Raw genomic sequence first — 25,791 nt, 5'->3', positions numbered from 1 at the left:
CTGCATAATGAAAAAAGTAGTTGCCATATCTTTTTTATGTGTGCTTTACATCGCGGGCGCAAAGGGCAAAGACAATTTAATACAATCCCCATCCACCTCCTTTTTCATTATAAAAGATACTGTTCCCGAAAATATTGCCAAAGAAGATTCTTTGATTGAAGAGGTAATAAAAACCAGGTCGCTTCCTAAAAAGGATAAAGTGCAGTATTTCAACCAGGTCACCAAATATGGTTTTAAAAACCTGTTTTCCAATTATAGCTACAACGCTTCGATGCCCTATACTGCACAGGTAAATCCCAATGCAGAAAGTTTCGTGCAGGATTATATAAAAGCGCATAGTAATTACCTTCAAAATATGAAGGGCTGGGGCAAACCTTATTTTAACCTGATAGAAAATATTTTGCAGCAATACGGTTTGCCTAAAGAATTAAAATATATCGCCGTAATAGAATCCAATTTAAGTACCGGCGCTACCAGTGTGGTGGGTGCCGGCGGCCCATGGCAGTTTATGCCGTACACTGCCAAAGATTACGGGCTGGTTGTAAACGGAGCGTTGGATGAGCGCAGGGACTACTATAAAAGCACACATGCCGCAGCAAGGTATTTGTTATATCTATATAGCCAGTTGCACGACTGGCTGCTGGTAATGGCTGCTTACAACGGCGGACCCGGAAGGGTCTACAGTGCTATAAAAAAGAGCGGCAGCAACGACTTCTGGCGTCTTCAGTATTATCTGCCCGAGGAATCAAGAACCTATGTTAAAAGATTTATAGCTACCCATTATATTATGGAAGGCGGTGGCGGTGTAACCACATTTTCTGGCGGAGCTCTGCCAATGGGGAATGAAGTAAATCGTACCACCTATGGAAGAAGCGGCAATGCAGGACCTTTCAAAACAGCCAACCTGACTGCGGATGAATTGGTTGACGTTGAAGTACTGTCCATTACAGGAAAATATAACTCGCTGGTTATTGCGAAAAATATAATGATGGATATCGCTTTATTCAATCATTTCAACCCTTCATTCGATGCAACTATGTCCGTTACCGGCAACTTTGATCTTCGGTTGCCGCCCGATAAAATGCAATTATTTACTGCCAACAAATACCAGATTTTAAATGAAAGCGTGCAGGCATTACTAGGCGATGCATCTGTGCCTGATTTTAAAACGGTATATCCATTACCCGGAAAAAAGAAAACCAGGTAAGTTACTCCAGCACCTTTTTTAAAGCGGCAGCTTTCAACAAACATTCTTCATATTCCGATTCAGGATCGCTGTAAAAAGTAATGGCACTGCCTGCTTGAAAAGATACATATTGTGTAGCCGCATTGTATAAAATGCTTCTTATTACTACATTAAAATCGCAATCACCCTGCGGATTTACATACCCGATTGCGCCAGAAAAAAGGCCCCGCCTGGTTCTTTCATATTGTTCTGTTAGCTGCATTACCCGTAGTTTGGGAGCCCCGGTCATTGATCCCATCGGGAAGGTTAATTTTACTGCATCTGTCCAGTCCATCCCCTCCTCCAGTTCCCCGCTTACAGTACTTATCATTTGATGCACCTGCGGAAAACTATAAATACCAAACAACTGATCAACTTTTACAGTTCCCTCTTTACAAAATTTGCTTAAATCATTTCTCACCAGGTCAACCACCATCACATTCTCGCTTTTTTCTTTTTCACTGTTTTGTAGTTGCTGCCTGCTTTCTTCATCTGCAATAGCATCTTTTAAACAACGCCTGGCTGTACCTTTAATCGGTTGTGATATTATCTGATTACCCGATTTTTTCAGGTAACGTTCCGGACTTGCGCAAATGCAATATTGATCGTCCACTTTATATAAAGCGGCAAAAGGGCTGGGCGAAAGTTGCATTAATTTAGTGTAGACCGACCAGGGATCAATACTGACATTCTCCGAAAAAAATTCCTGGCAAAAATTAATTTCGTAGCAATCGCCCCGCAAAATGTGTTGCTGTAATTTTTGTACGCTGCTGATATAGTCCGCTTTTGAAAACCTGCTGTTTATAGTAAAGCTGGGTGAAGTTGTTACCGCACATTGTTCTAAAGATGCGATGGTATAAAATATCGTATCTGCATCCCCTTCACTGTAAATCGTAAACGTTTGTTCGGTTAATTGCAACACTGTTTGGGGCACAGAAAAATGCATATCAGCGAAACCTACGCCTTCAAAATTGCCGGATTGCAGCATATTGGTTTCATTTTTCAGGTCATATCCAAAATGCCCAAATAACCAATCATGATGATAAGAACTAAATTCTTTTAATGCCTCAAAAGAATTGCCGGCTTTGGTTTGTAGCCTTTCTTTAGAGCCTACCGCCAGCAAACATTCAAAAGCAGGCTTATCAAATAAATAACCACTATTATCCAGTAAACAAAAAATGTTGAACTGTTTTGACCAGTTCAACATTTTTAATCTAAAAGAATTAAAATCATCAATTGCAAAAGTTGTAGCTTTTTTCACTTAATTGTTTTAACTACAGGCAATTACAAATCAGTATACATTATTCCCTAAAAATCATCGTCGTCATCATCAAAACCACCGCCATCGACGTCTAAATCGTCAAAGCCCAGATCTTTAAATTCATCTTCGTCATCATCCTTGGCCGATTTTTTGCCGACAGATTTTTTTGCAGCAGATTTTGGTACGTCAAATTCATCGAAGTCTGCATCCCAGTCATCATCATCTTCAGTCTTTTCCCATTCATCTTCCGTATCGTCGATATCATCATCGTCGTCATCATCGTCACCTGCTTTTTTTGAAGCAGCTTTTCCCTTTTTAACGGGCTTTATATCTTCATCCAAATCATCATCATCGTCATCATCATCTTCCTTTTTAGATTTGGGCGATGCTTTTGGAGTAGTTTTTTTTAAAGGTGCGTCCTCAGCAGGAGTTGCCTTTTTTTCTTTGTTAGATTTTGCCATAATTTAACCAGTTGTTACTGTAAAATTTCTGATAGATTTTTAATTAGCCAAAAAAAAAGGCATTTATTTTTATAATTATTTTTTACGCCAGTATTATCTGATCTCTTCCCGGCCCGTTACTGATGTATTTAACAGGAACCTTCAAAAAATTATTAATGTAGTCAATATAATTTTTCATCTTTTGAGGTAAATCTGTATAATTATCAATTTTTGTAATATCCGTTTTCCAACCCTCAAAACTCTTGTGAATAGGATCAATTTTTACCTTGCTCATCTGGAATGGAACATAACTTTTATCTTCACCATTGATAGAATAACCGTTACAAACTTTTAATTCCGGCAATGCATCCAGGATATCTGTTTTGGTCATAATAACCTGCGTAACACCGTTAATCATGCAGGCAAACTGCAATGCTACCAAATCAATCCAGCCACAACGTCTCGGCCTGCCGGTAGTGGCTCCAAATTCACTTCCGGTTTTGCGGATCAACTCGCCCATATCATCATCAAGCTCTGTCGGGAAAGGACCACTGCCCACCCTTGTACAATACGCTTTCGATACGCCGAACACATCTTTAATTTTTTGCGGTGCAATCCCCAACCCGGTACATACACCGGCAGAGATAGTGCTGCTACTCGTAACAAAAGGAAAAGTGCCAAAATCCACATCCAGCATGCTTCCCTGTGCACCTTCTGCCAGTACCTTTTTCCCCTGCTGTATTTTATCATTGATAAAATATTCGCCGTTCACGATATTAAAACTTCTCAGTTCTTCAATTGCTTCAAAAAATTCATCTTCCCACAAGCTGATATCTTCCTGGAAGTTGTAATTATCCAGCAAACGCTGGTGCTTCAAGCGTAATTTAATGTATTGGGAGGTAAAACTTTTGTCCAGCAAGTCTCCAACTCGCAATCCATTTCTGCCTGTTTTATCCATGTACGCCGGACCTATGCCCTTTAACGTAGAACCAATTTTTTCATTGCCTTTTGCAATCTCACTCGCTTTATCCAATGCCCGGTGCGTTGGTAAAATCAGGTGTGCTCTTTCGCTGATGTATAAACTTTTTTTATAGTCAACACCCATGGATGCTACTACGCCGCACTCTCTTTTAAGTGTTACCGGATCCAACACAACGCCATTGCCTATCAGGTTGGTTTTCCCTTCATGAAAGATACCACTTGGTATTTGGTGCAATACTACTTTTTGTCCGTTTACATACAAGGTATGCCCTGCATTCGGGCCGCCCTGAAACCGGGCAATCACATCATAATTTGGAGCAAAATAATCAACAATTTTTCCTTTGCCCTCGTCGCCCCATTGAAGTCCGAGAATTACGTCTACCATTATAAATTTTTATCTGTTTTAAGTTGCCCCTGTTTTCTTAATAGAAAGCGGGGTAAAGTGTTAAGTCATTTGTCCGGGCCATAAACCAATGTGGAACATCGTTGCATCGCCCTCTTGTACCGCAAACCTGTTTTGTACTTTTATCAAAGCGAAGCGGGTAACTATTTACCGCCTAAAAATACTGCACTTCTTTTTTGCGGCTCAAAAATATATTGAAATAAAACAACCACCTAAAATGAATTGCATTTGTTTGAAACTTGGGTAGAAAGTGAACGCTCCCGGACATAAAAAAAACTGCAATTGCTGGTTGCAGTTTCATACAAATTTATTCTTTTATGCTACTTTAAGCATACTCATTTTGCTGGTATTAAACTTACGTTGGGCATATTCCAGGGTCACTTCAAAAGTTTTTACTTTTTGAGAAGGCAATTCATACATCGCATCGGTTAAAATACTTTCGCAGATACTTCTTAATCCTCTTGCTCCCAGCTTATATTCCAATGCCTTTTCAACCATGAAATCATACACGGCCGGTTCAAAAGTTAAGGCGATGCCCTCGATATCAAACAAGCGGGTAAACTGTTTTATTAAAGCGTTTTTAGGCTCAGTTAAAATATTGCGCAAAGTAGGTGCATCCAGCGGATTAAGATAGGTGATCACCGGCAAACGGCCCAGTAATTCAGGTATTAAACCGAAAGTTTTTAAATCGACCGCATTGACAAACTGCAACAGGTTTTTCTGCTGAAATTCCTGCAATTCCTTGTTTACACTAAAGCCAATCGCATGCGTATTTACGCGGCGTGCAATGATCCTGTCTACCCCATCAAATGCACCTCCACAAATGAAAAGAATATTTTGCGTATTTACTTTTACCAGTTTCTGTTCCGGGTGTTTACGTCCCCCTTGTGGCGGCACCAGTACTTCTGTTCCTTCCAGTAACTTTAAAAGTCCCTGTTGTACTCCTTCGCCACTTACATCTCTTGTAATAGAGGGATTATCACTTTTACGGGCGACTTTATCAATTTCATCAATAAAAACAATTCCTTTTTCAGCAGCTGCTACATCGTAATTACAAGCTTGTAACAGGCGGCTCAACATACTTTCCACATCTTCGCCAACGTAGCCAGCTTCTGTGAAAACGGTAGCATCCACTATAGCAAAGGGCACATTCAGCATCCTGGCGATAGACTTAGCCAGCAAGGTTTTACCTGTACCCGTTTCACCTACCATGATGATGTTGCTTTTTTCAATTTCAACATCATTTTCCACCTTTTGATTTAGTCTTTTATAATGGTTGTACACCGCTACTGCCAGAATTTTCTTTGCGTCGTCCTGGCCTATCACGTACTCATCTAAAAATTTCTTTATTTCAATCGGTTTTCTTACGGTTAATTTATGCGCTGCTCCACCCTGTTTTGTTTCAGGGTAAATCATCAGCTCCTGGCCGATGATTTCCTGTGCATGCTCCACACAATTTTCGCAAATATGTCCTTCCTGACCGGCTATCAGAATTTTTACCTCATCGCGGCTGCGGCCGCAGAAAGAACAGTGTAATGTTTGTTGTTTTGCCATTGTTTCCTGTTTAACGCTCTTTTATTTTTTGCAACTGCAAAGATAACCAATCGCTGCTCTTTAACAGACAATCTTCTGTAACAGAACGTTGCAGCAATTGTTAAAATACAATAACGGAAAATAAGAAGGATAAGTGTAATTGGAATAAATAAACGGATAATTAATAAAATGCTGGACATCAAATCCCTATTTTGGAACCTGCAGCAAATGCTTTTGCAGCATCTGTTTCAACTGCCGTTTGACAATGGCACCCATGCTATTGCATTTGGAAAAGTAATTCGTATTGAAATGCTCATTCAGCTCGCTTCTCAGCAACTTTACTTTGTAGTTCTCAGATATTTCATCTTTAATCATGATATTCAGTAATTCCATAATCTGCCTCCGGCTTGCTATTACGCGGTAAGCCATAGTGGTGCGCTCTTCGGCCTGGTATTGTTCAATTACATCGGGGCTGAGATGTTTTAGCACCAGTTCCACATACTCAAAATTTTCTTTATAAAACTGGGGCAGGTACAAATTCTTCCTTCCCTCATAGGATTGCTGATCGAAATCGATGGCCCTGATGCGATACTGATAATCTTCAATATCCGGAGTAATATCAATCACGAAATTATAACTACGCATGTCACCCAATAAACGGGCGAAACAGCGTTCATTAAATTTTACAAATTCCTTGGCAATGCGTATTTTATTTGTTTCGGGCCTGTTCATGTAATCCTGCAAAAAAACGTCGCCAGGTATGCCGGGGATATGCTCTTCTACCAATGTATTTTTATGGTACAGGAAAGTAATGCGGTTTGGCGAGAGCAGGTGTTCCAGCTCCAATCCGTATATCCGCGATGCATCGAACGATTTAATATAATAATGATCATAGTTGCCATTGATGGTATTGACGATCCTTATTCTGAAAGGCACACTATTGCCAAATTCGCAAAAATCTATTCGTTCAACATCCAGGTGTTTGATGTAATTTAAATTGCCTTCTGTTTTAAGAATGGCATAGGTTTTAACCAGGCCTTCTTTTAAAAATTCCATTTCTTTTAAATCGTATACGGCGGTTTCCCAATGGGTCAGTTTGCCATACCTGTCTCTTAGTGAAGTAGCGTAACGGTAGTTGAGCAGGTCTCTGTAAGCAATGGGTAAAATGATATCGCGGCCATATTTTTTGAGATACGCCTCGAGGCCTTCGCTCACGGGGAAAGCCTCTTTTTTCATCATGGGGCGGTCCACGTCTTTACTCAATTTCGCATTGATAATCTCTTCGAACTGCATATTGTAAAGTTAAGGAATCTCCCCCCATCCCCTAACGGGGGAGTTATTTGAAATGTTTGCTGAAAACGCAGGTCCCAACAGGTTATAATTAAAATGGCCGGTGATTAAACCGGCCATAAGATATCTTTAAAATAAGACTACAATTTATTCATCACGCCGTCCACTATTCCATAAGCGATAGATTCTTTGGCATCCATCCAAAAATCACGATCAAAATCTTTCATTATTTTTTCGTAGGTCTGGCCGCAGTTTTCAGCAAGAATGCGGGCACCAAGCTGCTTGATTTTAAGTATCTGTACCGCCATAATTTCCAGGTCGGCACTAACGCCCTGTCCGCCGCCGCTTGGCTGGTGAATCATTACCTGTCCGCTTGGAAAAATAAAACGTCTTCCTTTAGCGCCGCCACTTAACAAAATACTTCCCATACTTGCTGCCATGCCCATACATACGGTACTTACAGGTGAGCTGATCATTTGCATGGTATCGTAAATGACCATACCGCTTGTAACAACACCGCCGGGGCTGTTGATGTAAAAGGTAATTTCTTTTCCCGGATCAATTGCTTCCAGGTACAGTAAACGGGCGGTAATATCTTTGGCGCTTTTATCTTCTACAGCGCCCCATAAAAATATCTTACGCTGCTCAATAAATTTTTTGTCGAACTGCCATCCGCTCATCATTTTTTCCATCGGGTTTTCGGGCAATTCTTTTGGGTTTTCTTCTTCGTCGTCGAAACGTATTTGTTTGTTGTTATAGTTGTAATTCATTGTTTTCAATTTTTTAGAATGCTGTTTAAATTGGAAGCGTTCAATAATGGTTTGCCGTACAAGAGAGTGACACAACGATGTTTAATAGTAGTACCATCGCCGGCGTCCTATCGATTTAATCTTTCTTTGCCTTACGCGGATTGATAGTCAATACTTCATCCACTATGCCATAATCCTTTGCCTCGGAAGAAGTCATCCAGTAATCTCTTTCGCAATCCTGGGAAACTTTATCATACGGCTGACTTGTATGCTGTGCAATGATTTCGTACAGCTCACTTTTAATTTTACGAATCTCGTTGACAGTTATTTCAATGTCGCTTGCCTGGCCACCGGCACCCGCACTTGGCTGATGCAGCATGATGCGGCTATGTTTTAAAGCGGTCCTTTTGCCGGGTGCTCCTGCACACATCAGTACGGCCGCCATACTTGCAGCCATGCCTGTACAAATAGTGGCAATATCTGGTGTTACAAACTGCATGGTGTCATACATTCCCAACCCTGCATACACACTTCCACCGGGAGAATTAATGTACATCTGTATATCTTTTGTGCGGTCTGTACTTTCTAAAAATAAAAACTGGGCCGTGATAATATTAGCAACTTCGTCTGTTACGGGGTAGCCCATAAAGATGATTCTGTCCATCATCAAACGGCTGTAAACGTCCATCACAGCTACATTCATTGGCCGCTCTTCGATGATATTAGGCGTTAGGTTGGTTACGTTGTGCTTAATATATCCATCAAGGGTATTGCTGCTGATACCCCGGTGTTTCACAGCATATTTTTCAAATTCTTTTCCAAAATTCATGAGATATAATTATTTATGGTAACAAATATAGTTGATTGATGAACCCAAATATTATGCTATAAAAAAATTGCGACAAAAAGGCGGATGAGATGGCCGATGTCTGAGTTTTTGATGTCTGAGTTAAATACAGCCTATTGTTGGTTTCAGCTTTTAAATTTTTGAGCAAAAAAATGCCGGAGACTTTACACTCCGGCGAATTCAACATTTTTATTTTTACCTCTTAATTTTTTAGTGCTGGTGGTTGTGCTGCATTGCAGTCAATTCTTCACCAGTTACCTGCTTTTCGACAGGCGTTACCTGCGATTGTGCCCAGTTAAATAATTTATCTGTTACCAGTCTGCGGTAGCTGGCATCGATTTGTTTTTCGTCTTTCATCATACGATCTACATAGCTGTCTAACCAGCTGGTATCATCACCTAAACTAACGCCACCAAAATACCGCATTACTTCCGCCTTCATAGATTCTTTTAATTCTTCGGCAGATACCTCCAGCTTGTTTTCCTTTACAATCTTGTCACTGATCAGCGTCCATTTTAACTGGCTGCTAAACTGTGGAAACTCAGCTTCAGCCTGCTCCGGTGTTTTGCGTTCTTCACTACCTACCTGTAACCAGCGCTTTAAAAATTGCTCAGGAAATTCAATTTTTGTTTCATCCAGTAGATAATGGTACAACTGATCGTGCAGCTGGTTGCGGCTTTGCGCATCCCAGTATTGTTCAATTTCTTCCTTTAATTTTTTTCTGAATTCTTCTTCAGTTGCAACGGCTGCGCCGGGGAAAACTTCAGCGAAAAATGCTTCATTCAATTCTCTTTTTTCGACCAGCCCGATTTTTACAATAGTTAGTTTAAAATATTTTTTTGCAGATTCCTTGTCATCTTTATCAAGACCTAAATCCAGTACAAATGCTTCCAGTTTATCTTTGTCAAAAGTTTTTGCTAACTGCAATACTACAGCATCATCCTTCTTTTTACCCATGAACTGCTTTTGAGCCGCGGGTGTTAAGTATTTTATTATAACAGAGTTCTCTTTTTCAATACCGCCTTCAATCGTATTGCCTTCTTTATCAACTTCTGTAAACAAAATATTCAAAACTGCTTCTTCCGTCTCAACTGTTTCAGGTTCGGTCATTTTACCGCCTTTAATCAGCATACGGTCTACTTCTTCCTGCACCATTGCATCTGTCACTTCAACTTTATGTAAGGTAGCTTTGGCCTTCGGTAAGGAAGCCAGTTCAAAAGCCGGTTTTAAACCAATTTCAAATCCAAATTCGTACTCAGCTGGGTTATTTAAATCCAGTTTGCGGATGTCAGCATCCAATGCCAGTGGCTGTGCAAAAATGTCTGGCTTTTCTGTATCAAGATAAGTGTACAATTGCTTCTCTACTGTCTTAAGTACTTCATCTGTGTAAATAGAAGCACCGTACATTTTTTTTATCATGCCGGCAGGCACCATTCCTTTTCTGAAGCCGGGAATATTAACTGTCTTACTGTATTCTTTCAGTTTTTTCTCAAAGGAGGGGAAATAATCTTCTTTACCAACTTTTATAAGAATCTTGTCGTTTAGCAATCCGATGTTCTCTCTAGCTACTGTTGCCATAAATGCAATGTTGTAATGTTAAAAATTAAAAAGTTGATAAGTGATGGAAAAAAGAAAGCATTCACTGCTAACTCCTCAACCACTCTACTTATCAACTCAAAAAAAGTCCGGATGATAGGGGTCGAACCTACATGGATTGCTCCGCCAGATCCTAAGTCTGGTGCGTCTGCCAATTTCGCCACATCCGGTTAAGGGGTGCAAAAGTAAGGGTTTTATACAAAAAAGTAAAACAGAAATGTTTTTTCGTAAATTCGTTTTAATAGATGGAAACAACACCCCCAATTTTAAAATACAACCTCAACGAAGAGGAAGAGAAGAAGGAAATACTCAGGCAATACCGCGGTTTACTTAAAGAACTGAAACCTAAATTAAAGCCCGGAGATAAAGAATTAATACGCACCGCTTTTGAAATAGCAGCAGAAGCCCATAAAACCATGCGCCGTAAAAGCGGCGAACCCTACATTTTACATCCGCTGGCAGTTGCCCGCATTTGCGTGGAAGAAATTGGCCTCGGTGTGCGCAGTACAATCTGTGCACTGTTGCATGATACGGTAGAAGATACTGACATTACGCTGCAGGATGTTCAAAGGGAATTTGGTGCTGAGATAGCCAAAATTGTGGATGGACTTACCAAGATCAGCACGGTGATGGATACCAATACCAGCCAGCAGGCAGAGAATTTTAAGAAAATTCTGCTCACGCTTACGGATGATCCCAGGGTAATACTGATCAAGCTTTCTGACCGCCTGCATAACATGCGTACGATGGACAGTATGAAGCGGGAAAAGCAATTGAAGATTTCGAGTGAAACTGTATATGTGTATGCTCCATTGGCGCACAGGATGGGTTTATATGCCATCAAAACAGAGATGGAAGATTTGGCGATGAAGTACCTGGAACCAGATACTTATAAATACATCGCCCAAAAACTAAATGATACAAAAAGAGAACGCACACGGTTTATAAATGATTTTATCCGGCCACTTAAGGATAAATTAGAACGGGCTGACTTTAAATTTGAAATTCATGGTCGCCCGAAAAGCATTCATTCCATCTGGAATAAGATGAAAAAGAAGGGCGTTAGTTTTGAGGAAGTGTATGACCTTTTTGCCATTCGCATTATTGTTGATTCGCCTGCCGAAAAAGAAAAAGAAGATTGCTGGAAAGTGTACAGCATGATTACGGATGAATACAACCCATCACCTGAGAGATTGCGTGATTGGTTAAGCAACCCGAAGAGCAATGGTTATGAAGCATTGCACACCACGGTTATGGGCCCACAGGGTAAATGGGTGGAAGTGCAGATACGCACCAAACGCATGAACGAGATTGCGGAAAAAGGTTTGGCGGCTCACTGGAAATACAAAGAAGGCGCCAGCGTTGAAAATCGTTTTGATCAATGGTTTAGCCAGATCAGGGAAGCGCTCAGCAGCCAGGACACCAACTCTCTTGACTTTTTACAGGACTTTAAAACTTCCTTTTTAACAGAAGAAATATATGTGTACACACCAAAAGGTGATATTAAAATGTTGCCCGTTGGAGCCACTGCGCTGGATTTTGCATTTGGCGTACATACTGCTGTTGGCAGCAGGTGCATTGGTGCTAAAGTGAATCACAAACTGGTGCCGATTGGGCACAAATTACGTAGCGGCGACCAGATAGAAATTATTACCAGCGCCAAACAAAAGCCCAGCCAGGAATGGTTGAACCTTGTGGTAACACCCAAGGCGAAACAAAAAATTAAGGATACCCTTAAAGAAGAAAAAAGAAAGGTTGCTGAAGACGGAAAATATATTCTGCAAAAAAAACTGGAAGCCATTGGAGGCATGATGACGCAGCATAATATTGAGGAGTTGGCTTCTTTTTATAAACTGAATTCGTCGCTGGATTTACTATATGAAATTGCCATTAAGAAAATTGATTTAAAAGAACTAAAAGACTTCACGGCATCCGGTGATCGTTTGTTTCCGCCAAAACCCGTAAAGGTGGAGGTTGAGGAAAAGAAGGAAGCAGATATTACAGACAGGCCTTACAATAAAAAAGATGCTGAATTAATTATTTTCGGAGAAAGCAGTGACAAGATTATGTATACGCTTGCCAACTGTTGCAAACCCATCCCGGGAGACGACGTTTTTGGATTTGTAACTACCGGTGAAGGCTTAAAAATTCACCGTACCAATTGCCCGAATGCAGCCAGGTTAATGGCTAATTTTGGGCATAGGATTGTAAAAACGAAATGGGCGAAAAATAAAGAGATTTCTTTTTTAACTGGTTTAAAAATTGTGGGATTGGATGATGTGGGCGTGATTCATAAAATCACCAATCTGATCAGTGGAGAAATGAAATTTAATATTTCCGCAATGACCATTGAAGCAAAGGATGGCATCTTTATGGGCAACCTTAAAATATTTGTACACGACAAAGAAGAGCTCGACCATTTGTGCAATGCATTGCTGAAATTGTCTGGCATAGAAAAAGTAGAGCGCTACGATACCGAATAAGAATTTCTGAACCTTACGTGTCTTTTTTGAATAACCCTTTTGAAAATTGATTTGCAAATTCATTTTTAAACATGCAACATTTGCATCACAAATTTTAAAACTATACACCATGAACGAATTAATTACCAGCCTCACAGAAAAAGCAGGCATTACCGCAGAACAGGCTCATAAAGCTGTTGAAACAATCAAAGATTTTGTAAAAGAAAAATTTCCAATGATGGCAGGCGCAGTCGATAATTTATTCGCGGCGGCACCGGCTACAGCAGTAAGTACTGCACCGGCTGCTGTGATTGACCCAACTGCTCCTAAAGCAGAAGGAATGATGGATAAAATCAGTGATGTTATCCCCGGTGAAACCGGACAAAAAGTAGAAGACTTTGTAAAGGACGCTGCTGAAAAAGTTGAAGATGCTTTTGATAGCCTGAAAGATAAAGTGGGCGGTTTATTTGGCGGAGATAAAAAATAACCATTCAAATATTATACTCAATAGAAAAACCATCTGGCCGTTGGATGGTTTTTCTATTTGCTATCATTTTTTCTTACGTCCACTGCTGAAAAAATTATATTTTTAAGGTCGCAATACTTCCCGACTGATCACTAATTTTTGTACTTCACTTGTTCCTTCGCCGATGGTGCACAATTTACTGTCACGATAAAATTTCTCTACAGGAAAATCTTTGCTGTAGCCATTTCCTCCAAACACCTGCACCGCTTCCGTACTCACTTTTACGGCGATTTCGCTGGCATAATACTTTGCCATTGCGGCCTCTTTGGTCATGGGCAACCCTTTTATTTTAAGATCGCATGCCTGGTGAATCAGCAAGTCAGCAGCGGCAATTTCAGTAGCCATATCTGCCAATTTAAAACTTACGCCCTGAAAATTAGCAATCGGCTGATCAAACTGGTAACGTTCTTTTGAATACTTTACCGCTGCTTCATAGGCACCTTTGGCTATACCCAGGCTTAACGCTGCAATGGATATTCTGCCACCATCCAGCACTTTCATCGAATGTTTAAAACCTTCACCCACTTCACCCATTCGGCAGCTATCCGGTATACGACAGTTATCAAAAATCATTTCTGCTGTTTCACTTGCACGCATGCCCAATTTATTTTCTTTCTTGCCTCCGGTGAAACCAGGCGTTCCGCGTTCAACAATAAACGCTGTTGAATTATCTTTTGTGCGTGGGGCGCCGGTACGGCAAATTACAACGGCTACATCACCGCTTTTACCGTGGGTAATCCAGTTTTTTGTACCGTTCAAAATCCAATCGTCGCCATCTTTTATAGCTGTCAACTGCATATTGCCTGCATCACTTCCCGTATTGGCTTCTGTTAATCCCCATGCACCCAGCCATTCGCAGGTGGCCAATTTTGGTAAGTACTTTTTCTTTTGTTCTTCGTTGCCAAAACTTAAAATATGTCCTGTACACAATGAATTATGCGCAGCTACAGACAAACCAATGGAACCACAGACTTTTGAAATTTCCTGCAGAATTACATTGTACTCAAAGTAACTCAAACCCGCTCCACCATAAGCTTCCGGCACCAAAACACCCATCATGCCAAGTTTGCCTAATTCCTTATATACTGCCAGGGGAAACTGCTGGCTTTCATCCCACTCCATTACATGTGGCCTGATAAATTTATCTGCAAAATCTTTTGCTGTTTGGGCTACCTGCAGGGTCAGTTCATCTTGCTGAAAATTCATAGCTTCAAATTATATATTGCAAATTAACCCTTTTTAAACGGTTGAGTATCGTTAGTTCACTTTTAAATAGGGGGCGGTTTTGTTGTAAATATCTTCTGTGATAAGCATAATTTTTTTCAACTCTTCCACACTGGAAAAATTGCCGTGCTGGGTTCTGTATTGTACAATGGCATTAGCGATAGCATAGCGCAAATATGGATGCTTTTTCATTTCATCGGCAGTGGCAGTATTGACATTTATTTGATGAATCACTGCCGCTTCAACGATAAAACTGGATTTTATTTTTTGAAAAGTAGAGTCCGGCAAACCATAAGTTTCTCCAATTTGATCTACTTTATAAAAACCACCAAGTTTATCCCTGAATGCTACAATTCGCTGCGACAATTTACTTCCAATTCCCGGCATTGCGATGAATGCGGTTGTATCAGCAGTATTAATATCAAGAGTAGTTGTTGAATATTTTGGCTTTTCATATACCTTGTTTTCATACTGCTTTTTCTCGTAAACGGCTTCCTTATTTGCCGGCTTAATTTGTACAAAAGGAATCAGTCTTTGCACTTCATCCTCATGCAAACCCCATATTTTTCCGAGATCTTCAGGCTTATAAAAGCGGCCGCCTTTTTCAATAAATTTCTGTATGGTTGCAATGGTTTTATCCCTTACGCCCAAACGCTTCCATCCGGTTTCATCCAATGTATTGGGATCAAAAGTAAAAAGTTCTCCCTTTGGTTTATTGGGATGATTACGGTTGTAATCAGGCTCCCTGTAATCCTGGTAATCCTCTTTGTCAGCATTTCTCCTGCCATACTTAAATGTTGTATCTGCCTGTTTGATTTTTAGCTGATCAATTTGCTTTTTAAATAAAGAAGCATCAGGTGGCTTTGTATGAACAAAGAATGGAAATAAAAAAGGAAGGACTATAAAAATAGCAATCAACACAAGCAGCGCTATAATACCGGTTCGCTCCTTTTTTGTAAAACTTAAATATTCGGACATAAAACGCTTCCACATAAAGTTGCTGATTAAGTATTAAAAATAATCATCAGTTATCTGGAATACAATACCCTAAAGTGGTAATAAAAATCAGGTGAAAGACAACGTAAGGCCATCATAGGCAAGGTGCATATTGACTGGCAGTTCTGTGGTAACATCTGCATGTTTACCCAGCTGATGGCTTACATGCGTGAAATAGGCGGTTGGTATTTCCAATTCTTTCACTAAATCAATTGCTTCATCAAGTGTAAAGTGAGACACGTGTGCAGCGTGCCGGAGTGCATTTACAACTAATATTTCGCTGCCCTTGATTTTTTCCTTTTCGGCAGGTTCTATCCTGTTGGCGTCTGTTATATAAGTAAATTTTCCAAACCGGTATCCCATTACAGGCATCTTCATATGCCAAACCAGTATTGGCGTTACAGGTATATCGCCGATCATGAAAGGAGTATTGTCAATTGTATTCAAATTAATTTCAGGAATACCCGGATATCTTTTGTCTGCGAAGATGTAGGCGAATTCCCGTTTGATACCTTCTTCGGTTAATGTATTGGCATACACTTCCATAGCTTTCCCAGAAAAAAAAGAAAAGGCCTTAACATCGTCCAATCCCGCTATATGATCTTTGTGTGGATGGGTGAATAAAACTGCATCCAGTTGCTTAACCTGTTCCCTAAGCATCTGGTAGCGAAAGTCAGGCGTAGTATCTACAACAAAAGATGTAGCAGCACTCTGCACTAAAATACTGCTGCGTAAACGCTTATCTTTTTTATCCTCTGATGCACAAACTGCGCAGGGACAAGCAACCATGGGAACACCGGTGCTGGTTCCGGTACCAAGAAATGTTATTTTTAAAGGAGGGCTTTGCACGCGGCAAAAATAGGCAATAAGAAATAAGCAATCATAATGGAAAAAGAAAACAGTTATTACTACTTGTCATTTCCAACTGTCATCAACTCATCGTACAGCTTTTGACTTTCGTGGGTGAGGGCATCGAAATTTATTTCCAGTTGTGGCAACAAATCTATCAGGGTGTTTATTTTGCCTTCTGTTTGAAAAAACTTATTTAATACCACAACTTTTTTAGCCTGTAAAATACAATAGCCGCTTTGAAAATTTCCTCTTTCGTATCGAATTACATAACCGCTTTCTTCGATGATTTTTTCAATTTTATCAAGCGTATGTTGTGTAAATTTTATTATCATAAATAGTACGCCTTTTAAGCACAGATTGTTTATGCAAATTTACTACAGCCATTGAGTTTTGGCCGTTTCTACTTATCCACAAAAGTTTATAAGTCGTATACCCTGCGGTCGGCACCGAAGGTCAGACCGCAGTTGCAAACCCAGCTTTATTTATTCGTCATACGTATTATTGGCACTATCATTTCTTCCAGGCTCACACCTCCATGCTGAAATGTATTGCGGTAATAGTTTACAAAGTGATTGTAGTTATTGGGGTAGCAAAGAAATATATCCCCTTTGGCAAAAATGAAAGATGAATTTACATTAGGTGTAGGCAGCCCCGCCTCTTTTGGATCCCGGAAGACCAACACATCTTTTGCATCATAATTTAAATTACGTCCGTGTTTGTACCGGAGATTGGCTGTAGTTTGCTTGTCGCCGATAACTTTGGCAGGTGTTTTTACCCTCACCGTTCCATGATCTGTTCCAACAATAACTGTCACTTTTTTATCTGCAATTTTTTTCAATGCCTGGTTTAAGGGAGAATGTATAAACCAGCTTTCGGTAATACTACGGTAGCTAATTTCATCTCCCGCCAGTTCCTTCAATACTTCCATTTCCGTGCGGGCATGGCTGAGCATATCTATGAAATTATACACGATAATATTGATATCGTTTTGCATCATGTTATGCATATTCTCCACCATTTTTTGCCCGTCGTGATTATTGGTTATTTTGGTATACGAATATTTTAAATCCGATTTACCCAACCGCTTCAGCTGGGCTTTAAAAAATTCTTCTTCATACAAATTTTTGCCACCTTCTTCATCATCATTTTTCCATTGCTCTTTAAACTGCTTTTCAATATCAATGGGCAGCATGCCGGAGAAAATCGCATTGCGGGCATATTGTGTGGCGGTAGGCAAGATGGAATAAAATGTATCTTCTTCCTGTATGCGAAAATTTTCAGCGAAGATGGGTTGTATTACTTTCCACTGATCAAAGCGCAAATTATCTATGAGTACAAAGAATAACGGAACACCTTTTTCAACATGCGGCAGCACTTTAAATTTCATTAAATTATGACTCATTACCGGCGCACTGCCATTTTTAGGATTGATCCAGAATGCGTAGTTGCGGCTGATGAATTTAAAAAATTCTGTATTGGCTTCTGCCTTTTGCGATTGAAAAACTTCCTGCATTTCCGGGCTGTCGCTCTTCTTCATTTCCAGCTCCCAGTACACCAGTTTTTTATAAATCTCCATCCAGCCATTGTAATCCGGATTATCGTTCAGCGCCATAAATAAGCTGCGGAATTCCTGCTGATAGGCTGACGTAGTTTTTTCTGCAACCAGTCTTTTATTGTCAATCAGTTTTTTTAAACTAAGCCATACCTGGTTTGGGTTTACCGGCTTTATCAGGTAATCACTTATCTGACTGCCAATAGCCTCATCCATTAAATTTTCTGCTTCGTTTTTTGTTATAAGTACAACAGGCAAATTACTGTTGGCTTCCTTAATTTGCTGCAAAGTCTGCAAACCAGTTATGCCGGGCATAGTCTCATCCAGCAATACTACATCTACAATATTTTCTTTAACAAATTCAACGGCATCAAAACCATTTGTCTTGGTTTGCACTTCGTAGCCCTTATTTTCTAAAAACATTATTTGCGAAGTCAGACTGTCAATTTCATCATCTACCCACAGTATTTTGGCTATACTCATAATTGTGTTATTTGTTTATTGTTTGTTATTAGCAATCTCAATGTGTCAATTAAAATATTTATAGCTTATAATTGAAGAAAATTACCACTGGGTAATAAGCGATTGAACAAAAAGATAAAATCAGCGATGTAAAAATTATCTATACGGTTGTAATAATAAGTTAAACAAATAAGGTGTGTCAGCAAATATAATGGTTTCACCTTTCAGATTTGTAGCTTTGCGCTGCATGCAAAATAAGATTTAACAAAATACTACCAACCATAAAATAGTAATGCAGCTAAAAAAAATAATCAACGATCCGGTGTACGGTTTTATCACCATCGATGATGAACTGGTTTTTAAAATCATTGCCCATCCGTACTATCAGCGTCTTCGCAGAATACACCAGATGGCCATGGCACACCTGGTTTACCCGGGGGCTGTGCATACCAGGCTGCATCATTCACTTGGGGCTTATCACTTAATGTGCAACGCTCTGAACGAATTAAAAAATAAAGGTATTGACATATCAAAAGAAGAAGAGCAGGCCGCAAAAGTGGCGATCTTACTGCATGATGCGGGGCACGGGCCATTTAGCCATGCACTGGAAAACGTGTTGATTGAAGGAATGCCCCATGAGTCGATTTCTTTGTTACTGATGAAGGACCTGAACAAACAATATAATGGTCAGCTGCAGGTTGCAATGGATATATTTACCAATGTATACCCGAAGAAATTTCTTCACCAGCTTATCAGCGGGCAACTGGATGTAGACAGGATGGATTATTTAACAAGAGACAGCTTTTTCAGCGGCGTGAGCGAGGGTGTAATCGGGTACGACCGGATTATAAAAATGCTAACGGTGCACAATGGCGAACTGATGGTAGAAGAGAAGGCGATTTACTCCATTGAGAAATTTTTGGTAGCACGCCGGCTGATGTACTGGCAGGTATACCTGCATAAAACTGTCTTATGTGCTGAGCAAATGTTGCAGCAAATTATTAAGAGGGCAAAATATATAAAGGCATTTACCAAAACCCCGCTTAACAAATTTATTAATGAGCCAATTGAAACGGTAACGCTGGAAGAATTTTGCCAGCTGGACGATTACGATGTAATGAGCGCAATAAAAGAATGGTGTACACATAGCGATGCTGTATTATCCATTTTGTGTAAAGGGATTATTGACAGGCAGTTGCTTAAAATAAAATATTTTGGTGACCCTGTTGATACTAACCTGGTGGCCGAAAAAACTATTATGGCAATGGAAAAATATAATTTGAATGCTGTGGATGCGGGTTGGCTGGTGTTTACCGGCGAGGCTGTAAGCAACACTTATAATTTTGAAGATGAGCATATTCATATTTTGTTTAAGGATGGTTCAGTGAAGGATATATCGGAAGTGGACAATGCTCTTATTAATCAAAACATGAAGAGCAAGGTTAAAAAATATTACATTTGTTTTTCAAGATAGCCGCGTAGCTTTTGGCATTCCCCAATGCACTTTTAAAGTTTCGTGTTATATGCTTAAAGCTTAAAAAAATATGCAATTTTCAGCAGCACAAATAGCCATGATGATAGATGGCAAAATTGAAGGTAATGCCGATATACAGGTAGGATTTTTCGGCAAAATAGAAGAAGCTGTTGAAGGCGAACTGACTTTTTTAGCGAACCCAAAATATGAAGAATACCTATACAGTACCGCTGCTTCTATTGTTATCGTAAATCATTCGCTGGAATTAAAACAACCCGTATCAGCAACATTGATAAGGGTTAAGGATGCCTATACAGCTTTCGCTACTTTGCTGGACAAATATCAACAAATAAAAAATCAACAGTTAACAGGCATTCAGCAACCCGCCTACGTTGATGCAACTGCCAAAATAGGCGAACAGGTATTTATTGGTGCGTTCGCTTATATAGGCGAAAAAGCAATTATTGGTAATAGGGTTAAAATTTATCCCTCTGCCTATATCGGCAACAGGGTAACCATCGGTGAAAACAGCATAATACATCCGGGTGTAAAAATATACCATCATTGCAACATTGGTAACAATGTGGTAATCCATTCCGGAACTGTAATTGGCAGCGATGGCTTTGGCTTTGCACCGCAGGCAGATGGTACTTATATCAAAGTTCCTCAGATTGGTAACGTGGTTATTGAAGACAATGTGGAAATTGGCGCCAATACCACCATTGACAGGGCCACCATTGGCAGTACCCTTATAAAGTCAGGAGCAAAACTGGATAATCTTTTACAAATTGCTCACAACGTTGAAATAGGGAACAACTCTGTAATTGCGGCCCAGGCCGGTATCAGCGGCAGCACAAAAATTGGTAACAACGTTATGATTGGTGGACAAGCTGGCGTTGTTGGCCACCTGCAGATAGCCGATGGTGCCAAAATAAATGCGCAGAGCGGTGTTAGCAAATCAATAAAAAATCAAAATACCTCCGTAACTGGTTCTCCAGCCTTTGAATATACCGCAGCGTTAAGAAGCCAGGCAATGATCAGAAGCCTTCCCAAACTGGAAAAAAGAATAGAGGAACTGGAAAAATTAGTGAAAGAGTTGTTAACACAGAAGGCATGAATATACTGTTTACCTGTATTATTTTTAGTGAGAATTCTATAAGTATGTTTAATAAAACAGCTAAAGCCAAATCCGTGGCTGTTCCGGAGACAATCTACTAAAAAATATACTATTTTTTAGTACTATTAAAAAGGGAGAGACGGTGAACAAGGCGATTATATAGCGGCGCCTGATGCCAAAAATAAAATACCTTTGCCGCAATTTATAAAAACCGGTTTACGTATGGATGCACATTTCAACCCCGATAAACAACATACTCTTCTGTCAGCTGTCAACATATCAGGTACAGGATTACATACTGGTATTAATGTAGATATGACCCTCCGGCCTGCCAATGCCGGCTTTGGATACCAGTTTCAGCGAATCGACTTGCCGGGAATGCCTATCATTAAAGCTGATTGTGACCTTGTAACCGATACGTCCAGGGGGACAACTCTTGAAGTGGGTGAGGCAAAAATAAGCACCGTAGAGCATATTCTGGCTGCACTGGTAGGTATGGGAGTAGACAATTGCCTGATTGAAATAAACGGACCGGAAATACCCATCATTGATGGCAGTAGTGAACCCTTTGTTGAAATTATAAATGAAGGCGGTATACTGGAACAGGAAGCTACAAAAGCCTGGTATTCGATCGATAACAATATTTCTTACTACGATGAAGTAAAGCGGGTGGAAATGACTGTTTTACCTGCCACTGACTATAAAATAACCACGCTGATAGATTTTAACAGCCCGGTTTTAGGTACGCAACATGCAAGTTTAAAAAGCATGCACGAGTTTCAAAGCCAGATATCACCTTGCCGCACCTTTTGCTTTTTACATGAGTTGGAAGCTTTGCTGGATAATAATCTTATAAAAGGAGGTGATATCAATAATGCCATTGTAGTGGTTGATAAACCTGTAACAAAAGAAGAAATGACCAGGCTCGCAAAAGCTTTCGGCCGTGAGAGAGTAGAAGTTAAAAGTGAAGGCTACCTGAATAACCTGGAACTGCGTTTCCCCAACGAACCAGCCAGGCATAAATTACTGGATGTGATAGGTGACCTTGCTCTGATTGGTTACCCCATTAAAGGGCATATTATTGCCAACAGGCCAGGCCACAGCAGCAATGTAGAATTTGCAAAAAAGATAAAAAACTACATCAAGAAAAATAAACATACCAAGGGCATTCCTATTTACGATCCCACACAACCACCGGTATATTCTCTTCAGCAGATCGAAAAAACATTGCCCCACCGCTATCCGTTTTTGTTGGTCGACAAAATCATCGAGCTGACAGATAAACAAATTGTGGGTATAAAAAATGTAACCTTTAATGAATATTTTTTCCAGGGGCATTTCCCCGGAAACCCTGTAATGCCAGGCGTTTTACAGATTGAAGCACTGGCGCAAACAGGAGGTATTCTCTGCATTAATGCCATGCCCGAAGGCCAGTATGATACTTATTTTATTAAGATTGAAAACTGTAAATTCAAACAAAAAGTAGTGCCCGGAGATACTATGATTTTAAAAATGGAATTAATTGAACCGATTCGCCGCGGTATTTGTGTGATGAGAGCCAGCATTTTTGTTGGAAATAAACTTTGTACAGAAGGTGATTTGACAGCACAGCTGGTAAAAAGAAATTAATTACTCAACAGGTCAATTTTTGTCATGATTCATCCGCATACATATATTCATCCCAACGCCAAACTGGCAACAAACGTAAAGATTGATCCATTCAGTGTTATTCATCCCAATGTTGAAATTGGTGAGGGTACCTGGATTGGAAGCAACGTAACCATAATGGAAGGTGCCCGAATTGGTAAAAACTGTCGCATTTTTCCAGGTGCTGTTATTGCTGCTATACCACAGGATCTTAAATTTGAGGGCGAGCAAACCACGGTAGAAATTGGAGACAACACAACCATACGGGAATTTGTTACAGTGAACAGGGGCAGTAAAGACCGCTGGACAACCAAGGTTGGCAATAACTGCTTAATAATGGCTTATAGTCACATTGCTCACGATTGTATTGTTGGCAATAATTGTATTATGAGCAACAGTACACAAATGGCGGGACATGTAACCATGGGTGATAACTCTATTCTTGCAGGGATGTGTGCCATTCACCAGTTTGTACAAATAGGCCAGCATGCTTTTATTAGCGGAGGCTCATTGGTTAGTAAAGATGTGCCTCCTTATATCAAGGCTGGTCGTACGCCACTGAGTTATGCAGGTGTTAATTCTATCGGCCTAAAACGCAAAGGCTTTTCTATAGACCGCATCAACAAAATTCTGGATATTTACAGGATTATCTACAATAAAAGTATGAATACATCTCAGGCGCTCAATTTTATTGAAGAAGAATTGCCTGCAACAGATGAAAGAGATGAAATTGTGACTTTTATAAGGGAAAGTGGCAGAGGTATTATAAAGCGTTTCTCAAAAGGCAGCGGTGACGACGAGTAATTAATTTTACAGCATCTGTAAAATGTCTTGCCAAACAGTTCCTTCATACACATTATGCAAATCACATTAAACAATGTTGGAAAACGATTTAACCGGGAATGGATTTTCCGCCATTTTAGCTACCAGTTTTCTGATACCAAAAAATATGCTGTTACAGGATCCAATGGCTCGGGTAAATCTACTTTATTACAGGTGATTGCGGGTTCACTTTCTCATAATGAAGGAAAAATTGATTTCTCATTACGGCAGAATCAATTGGAAAACGAACACCACTTTCAACACATTTCTATCGCGGCTCCTTACCTGGAATTAATTGAAGAAATGACCGCAGGTGAATTTCTAAGCTTTCATCAGCAATTTAAACCGCTCATTTTACCCGATGCTGAAATACTGGAAATTGCCGGCCTAAAAAAAGCGGTTAATAAACAGATTCGTTATTATAGCAGCGGCATGAAACAAAGACTAAAGCTGGCGCAGGCTTTCTTTTGCGATGCCCCTGTTTTATTGTTAGATGAGCCCACCACTAATTTAGATGCAGAAGGGATTGCCTTATACCAACGGCTTATTAAGGATTTTACAGAAAACAAGCTCGTAATAATCAGCAGCAACGATTTACAGGAATACAATTTTTGTGATGTAGTAATTGCTATTGCAGATTATAAGTAACCCTGTTACCGCCGGCTGGCGATAAGTAAATTGAGATCTGTGTATTTTAAATCAAAGCGCTCACTTAGATAAAAATTGGTAAGGCTACCTTTAAACATGTAGATACCGCTGCGGATATTTATTTTGTACCACACCACGTTGTCAATGCCCCCATCATCAGCAGTTTCAAGCAGCAAAGGCATTAATACGTTACTGATTGCCTGGGAAGCTGTACGGGCAAAGCCACTCGGGATATTGGGTACGCAATAGTGTATTACGTCATACTTTCTAAAAACTGGTTTTTCCAGCGTGGTAACTTCGCTGGTCTCAAAACATCCGCCCCTGTCAATACTCACATCAACAATCACTGTGCCCGGCCGCATATTGCTCACCATTTCTTCGGTAACTACAATAGGAGTACGGCCGCCGGTACTGCTCAGGGCGCCTACGGCAACATCGCAGGTTTTTAGTTGTTTGGATAAAATTTTAGGTTCAATTACTGAGGTCCACAACCGGCCACCAATATTATTTTGCAACCTTTTCAGCCGATAGATACTGTTGTCAAAAATCTTTACACTGGCACCCATTGCCAGCGCTGTTCTTGCTGCATATTCACCAACAATACCAGCTCCAATAATGATCACTTTTGTCGGCGGAATACCACTGATACCACCAACCAATACGCCTTTACCATGATTGGCATTATTGAGGTACTGCCCGGCTATCAACATTACCGCACTGCCTGCAATTTCGCTCATGCTGCGCACAATGGGATTGTGCCCGCTATCATCTTTAAGGTTTTCGAAACTTAAGGCGGTAATTTTTTTGTCCATCATTTTTTGCAAAATTTCCCGTTTCATAACAGACAAATGAATGGGAGAAATAATGTAATGATTGGGCTTCAGCAATTCGCATTCGCTTTCACTTACCGGCGCACTTTTTACGAGTATGTCACATTCAAAAACTTCTTTCTTATCATAGGCGATTTTTGCCCCTGCGTCGCTATAATCTTTATCACTATAACTGGCACCCTCACCCGCCATAGTTTCCACTACTACCCTATGGCCATTGGCAACCATTACACCCACAGCTTCTGGTGTAAGTGCAATCCGGTTTTCACTAAAAGAAGTCTCTTTTGGAATGCCAATAAATAACTCTTCCCCTTTAGGTTTTATATCCAGTGTTTCTTCCAGTGTTTCATAACTAAAAGAAGGAGAGACAAATGGTTTTGATGTTGCCATAAATTTTTACAAGTTCAAGCGTACAAATTACAAATTAATTTTCAGCTTTCTGGTATTGGTGTCAATTGCTGTAATAGCGGCGTGCAATGTACCATCAGGAAACAGGCCGGGCGCTTTTTGAGGCCATTCCACAAAACAGGTATTTCCGCTATACAGGCAATCTTCAACACCGGCCTGAATCGCTTCCTCCTCGTTTTTTAAGCGATACAAATCTATATGGTAAATAAGCTGCCTTTGGGGGGTGATGTATTGGTTGATGATGGAAAAAGTAGGGCTGCTGATACCGTCTGTTACACCTGCAACTTCACACAAAGCGTGTATAAAAGTAGTTTTACCTGCCCCCATCTCCCCTTCAAACGCGAACACTTTAAAAGCATTGGTGATGTTTGTAAACTCTTTTGCCGCGACTTCTATATTATCAAGCGTATAAATTAACTCCATGTTGCAAAGATATTTTCCTTCAA

General features: G+C 40.1%; 23 protein-coding genes and 1 tRNA gene. 8 read left to right on the top strand and 16 right to left on the bottom strand.

What is annotated here, in order from left to right; genetic code table 11:
- The first annotated feature begins 7 nt into the window (after nt 1–7).
- A complete protein-coding gene (locus JWR61_RS00760) occupies nt 8–1,207 on the top strand; it encodes a lytic transglycosylase domain-containing protein (RefSeq protein ID WP_301925973.1) in 1,200 nt (399 codons plus the stop codon).
- Nucleotide 1,208: 1 nt separating this feature from the next.
- Here JWR61_RS00760 and JWR61_RS00755 read toward each other — a convergent pair whose 3' ends face one another.
- The 9 genes from JWR61_RS00755 to JWR61_RS00715 all read right to left on the bottom strand — a co-directional run bounded on the left by JWR61_RS00755 (nt 1,209) and on the right by JWR61_RS00715 (nt 10,495).
- Nucleotides 1,209–2,486: an anthranilate synthase component I family protein gene (locus JWR61_RS00755; RefSeq protein ID WP_301925972.1), complete on the bottom strand. Its 1,278-nt coding sequence runs from the start codon at nt 2,484–2,486 to the stop codon at nt 1,209–1,211.
- Nucleotides 2,487–2,533: 47 nt separating this feature from the next.
- Nucleotides 2,534–2,947 (bottom strand): hypothetical protein, encoded by a 414-nt coding sequence (locus JWR61_RS00750; RefSeq protein WP_301925971.1) that lies wholly within the window; start codon nt 2,945–2,947, stop codon nt 2,534–2,536.
- Between the two features lie 82 nt (nt 2,948–3,029).
- A complete protein-coding gene (locus tag JWR61_RS00745; RefSeq protein ID WP_301925970.1) occupies nt 3,030–4,292 on the bottom strand; it encodes an adenylosuccinate synthase in 1,263 nt (420 codons plus the stop codon).
- Between the two features lie 333 nt (nt 4,293–4,625).
- Nucleotides 4,626–5,864, bottom strand: a complete 1,239-nt coding sequence (gene clpX / locus JWR61_RS00740) for an ATP-dependent Clp protease ATP-binding subunit ClpX (RefSeq protein WP_290339032.1) — start codon at nt 5,862–5,864, stop codon at nt 4,626–4,628.
- A gap of 186 nt (nt 5,865–6,050) precedes the next feature.
- Nucleotides 6,051–7,136, bottom strand: a complete 1,086-nt coding sequence (locus JWR61_RS00735) for a hypothetical protein (RefSeq protein WP_301925969.1) — start codon at nt 7,134–7,136, stop codon at nt 6,051–6,053.
- A 137-nt stretch (nt 7,137–7,273) separates the two neighbouring features.
- Nucleotides 7,274–7,903 (bottom strand): ClpP family protease, encoded by a 630-nt coding sequence (locus JWR61_RS00730; RefSeq protein WP_290339030.1) that lies wholly within the window; start codon nt 7,901–7,903, stop codon nt 7,274–7,276.
- Between the two features lie 115 nt (nt 7,904–8,018).
- Nucleotides 8,019–8,711: a ClpP family protease gene (locus tag JWR61_RS00725; protein WP_301925968.1), complete on the bottom strand. Its 693-nt coding sequence runs from the start codon at nt 8,709–8,711 to the stop codon at nt 8,019–8,021.
- Nucleotides 8,712–8,939: 228 nt separating this feature from the next.
- Nucleotides 8,940–10,307 carry a trigger factor gene (gene tig / locus JWR61_RS00720; protein ID WP_301925967.1) on the bottom strand — a complete coding sequence of 456 codons (1,368 nt, stop codon included), beginning with the start codon at nt 10,305–10,307 and terminating at the stop codon, nt 8,940–8,942.
- Between the two features lie 106 nt (nt 10,308–10,413).
- Nucleotides 10,414–10,495, bottom strand: a tRNA-Leu gene (locus tag JWR61_RS00715).
- Nucleotides 10,496–10,570: 75 nt separating this feature from the next.
- On the opposite strand from JWR61_RS00715, the gene JWR61_RS00710 reads away from it, so the two are divergent.
- Nucleotides 10,571–12,808 (top strand): bifunctional (p)ppGpp synthetase/guanosine-3',5'-bis(diphosphate) 3'-pyrophosphohydrolase, encoded by a 2,238-nt coding sequence (locus JWR61_RS00710; RefSeq protein ID WP_301925966.1) that lies wholly within the window; start codon nt 10,571–10,573, stop codon nt 12,806–12,808.
- 109 nt (nt 12,809–12,917) lie between these two features.
- Nucleotides 12,918–13,274, top strand: coding sequence for a hypothetical protein (locus tag JWR61_RS00705; RefSeq protein WP_301925965.1), 357 nt, complete (start codon nt 12,918–12,920; stop codon nt 13,272–13,274).
- 102 nt (nt 13,275–13,376) lie between these two features.
- Here the strand turns inward: JWR61_RS00705 and JWR61_RS00700 are convergent, their stop codons facing one another.
- The 5 genes from JWR61_RS00700 to JWR61_RS00680 all read right to left on the bottom strand — a co-directional run bounded on the left by JWR61_RS00700 (nt 13,377) and on the right by JWR61_RS00680 (nt 18,420).
- On the bottom strand, nt 13,377–14,519 hold the full coding sequence (locus JWR61_RS00700) for an acyl-CoA dehydrogenase family protein (RefSeq protein WP_301925964.1): 1,143 nt from the start codon (nt 14,517–14,519) through the stop codon (nt 13,377–13,379).
- Nucleotides 14,520–14,570: 51 nt separating this feature from the next.
- A complete protein-coding gene (locus JWR61_RS00695; protein ID WP_301925963.1) occupies nt 14,571–15,530 on the bottom strand; it encodes a helix-hairpin-helix domain-containing protein in 960 nt (319 codons plus the stop codon).
- A gap of 72 nt (nt 15,531–15,602) precedes the next feature.
- Nucleotides 15,603–16,382: an MBL fold metallo-hydrolase gene (locus tag JWR61_RS00690; RefSeq protein WP_301925962.1), complete on the bottom strand. Its 780-nt coding sequence runs from the start codon at nt 16,380–16,382 to the stop codon at nt 15,603–15,605.
- 59 nt (nt 16,383–16,441) lie between these two features.
- Nucleotides 16,442–16,717: a hypothetical protein gene (locus JWR61_RS00685; RefSeq protein ID WP_301925961.1), complete on the bottom strand. Its 276-nt coding sequence runs from the start codon at nt 16,715–16,717 to the stop codon at nt 16,442–16,444.
- Nucleotides 16,718–16,863: 146 nt separating this feature from the next.
- Nucleotides 16,864–18,420, bottom strand: a complete 1,557-nt coding sequence (locus JWR61_RS00680; protein ID WP_301925960.1) for a response regulator — start codon at nt 18,418–18,420, stop codon at nt 16,864–16,866.
- A 271-nt stretch (nt 18,421–18,691) separates the two neighbouring features.
- Here JWR61_RS00680 and JWR61_RS00675 point away from each other — a divergent pair, with 271 nt between their 5' ends.
- From JWR61_RS00675 to JWR61_RS00655, 5 genes are all read left to right on the top strand, one after another.
- Nucleotides 18,692–19,873, top strand: coding sequence for an HD domain-containing protein (locus JWR61_RS00675; RefSeq protein WP_301925959.1), 1,182 nt, complete (start codon nt 18,692–18,694; stop codon nt 19,871–19,873).
- 70 nt (nt 19,874–19,943) lie between these two features.
- Nucleotides 19,944–20,990 (top strand): UDP-3-O-(3-hydroxymyristoyl)glucosamine N-acyltransferase, encoded by a 1,047-nt coding sequence (gene lpxD / locus JWR61_RS00670; RefSeq protein WP_301925958.1) that lies wholly within the window; start codon nt 19,944–19,946, stop codon nt 20,988–20,990.
- A gap of 222 nt (nt 20,991–21,212) precedes the next feature.
- Entirely contained in the window at nt 21,213–22,619 is a 1,407-nt protein-coding gene (locus tag JWR61_RS00665; RefSeq protein ID WP_290339018.1) for a bifunctional UDP-3-O-[3-hydroxymyristoyl] N-acetylglucosamine deacetylase/3-hydroxyacyl-ACP dehydratase, read from the top strand.
- Between the two features lie 24 nt (nt 22,620–22,643).
- Nucleotides 22,644–23,441: an acyl-ACP--UDP-N-acetylglucosamine O-acyltransferase gene (gene lpxA / locus JWR61_RS00660; RefSeq protein ID WP_290339017.1), complete on the top strand. Its 798-nt coding sequence runs from the start codon at nt 22,644–22,646 to the stop codon at nt 23,439–23,441.
- A gap of 54 nt (nt 23,442–23,495) precedes the next feature.
- The gene (locus tag JWR61_RS00655; RefSeq protein ID WP_301925957.1) at nt 23,496–24,107 is read left to right on the top strand and encodes an ABC transporter ATP-binding protein; all 612 of its coding nucleotides are present in this window, start codon (nt 23,496–23,498) and stop codon (nt 24,105–24,107) included.
- Nucleotides 24,108–24,112: 5 nt separating this feature from the next.
- Here JWR61_RS00655 and JWR61_RS00650 read toward each other — a convergent pair whose 3' ends face one another.
- Both JWR61_RS00650 and tsaE read right to left on the bottom strand, forming a co-directional pair.
- Entirely contained in the window at nt 24,113–25,327 is a 1,215-nt protein-coding gene (locus JWR61_RS00650) for an alanine dehydrogenase (RefSeq protein WP_290339015.1), read from the bottom strand.
- Between the two features lie 27 nt (nt 25,328–25,354).
- A complete protein-coding gene (gene tsaE / locus JWR61_RS00645) occupies nt 25,355–25,768 on the bottom strand; it encodes a tRNA (adenosine(37)-N6)-threonylcarbamoyltransferase complex ATPase subunit type 1 TsaE (protein WP_301925956.1) in 414 nt (137 codons plus the stop codon).
- Between the last annotated feature and the right edge of the window lie 23 nt (nt 25,769–25,791).

It is taken from the genome of Ferruginibacter sp. (genome assembly GCF_028288465.1).
GTDB lineage: Bacteria > Bacteroidota > Bacteroidia > Chitinophagales > Chitinophagaceae > Ferruginibacter.
The sequence above is the reverse complement of the archived record's forward strand: the minus strand, read 5'-3'. Positions and strand labels throughout refer to the sequence as shown.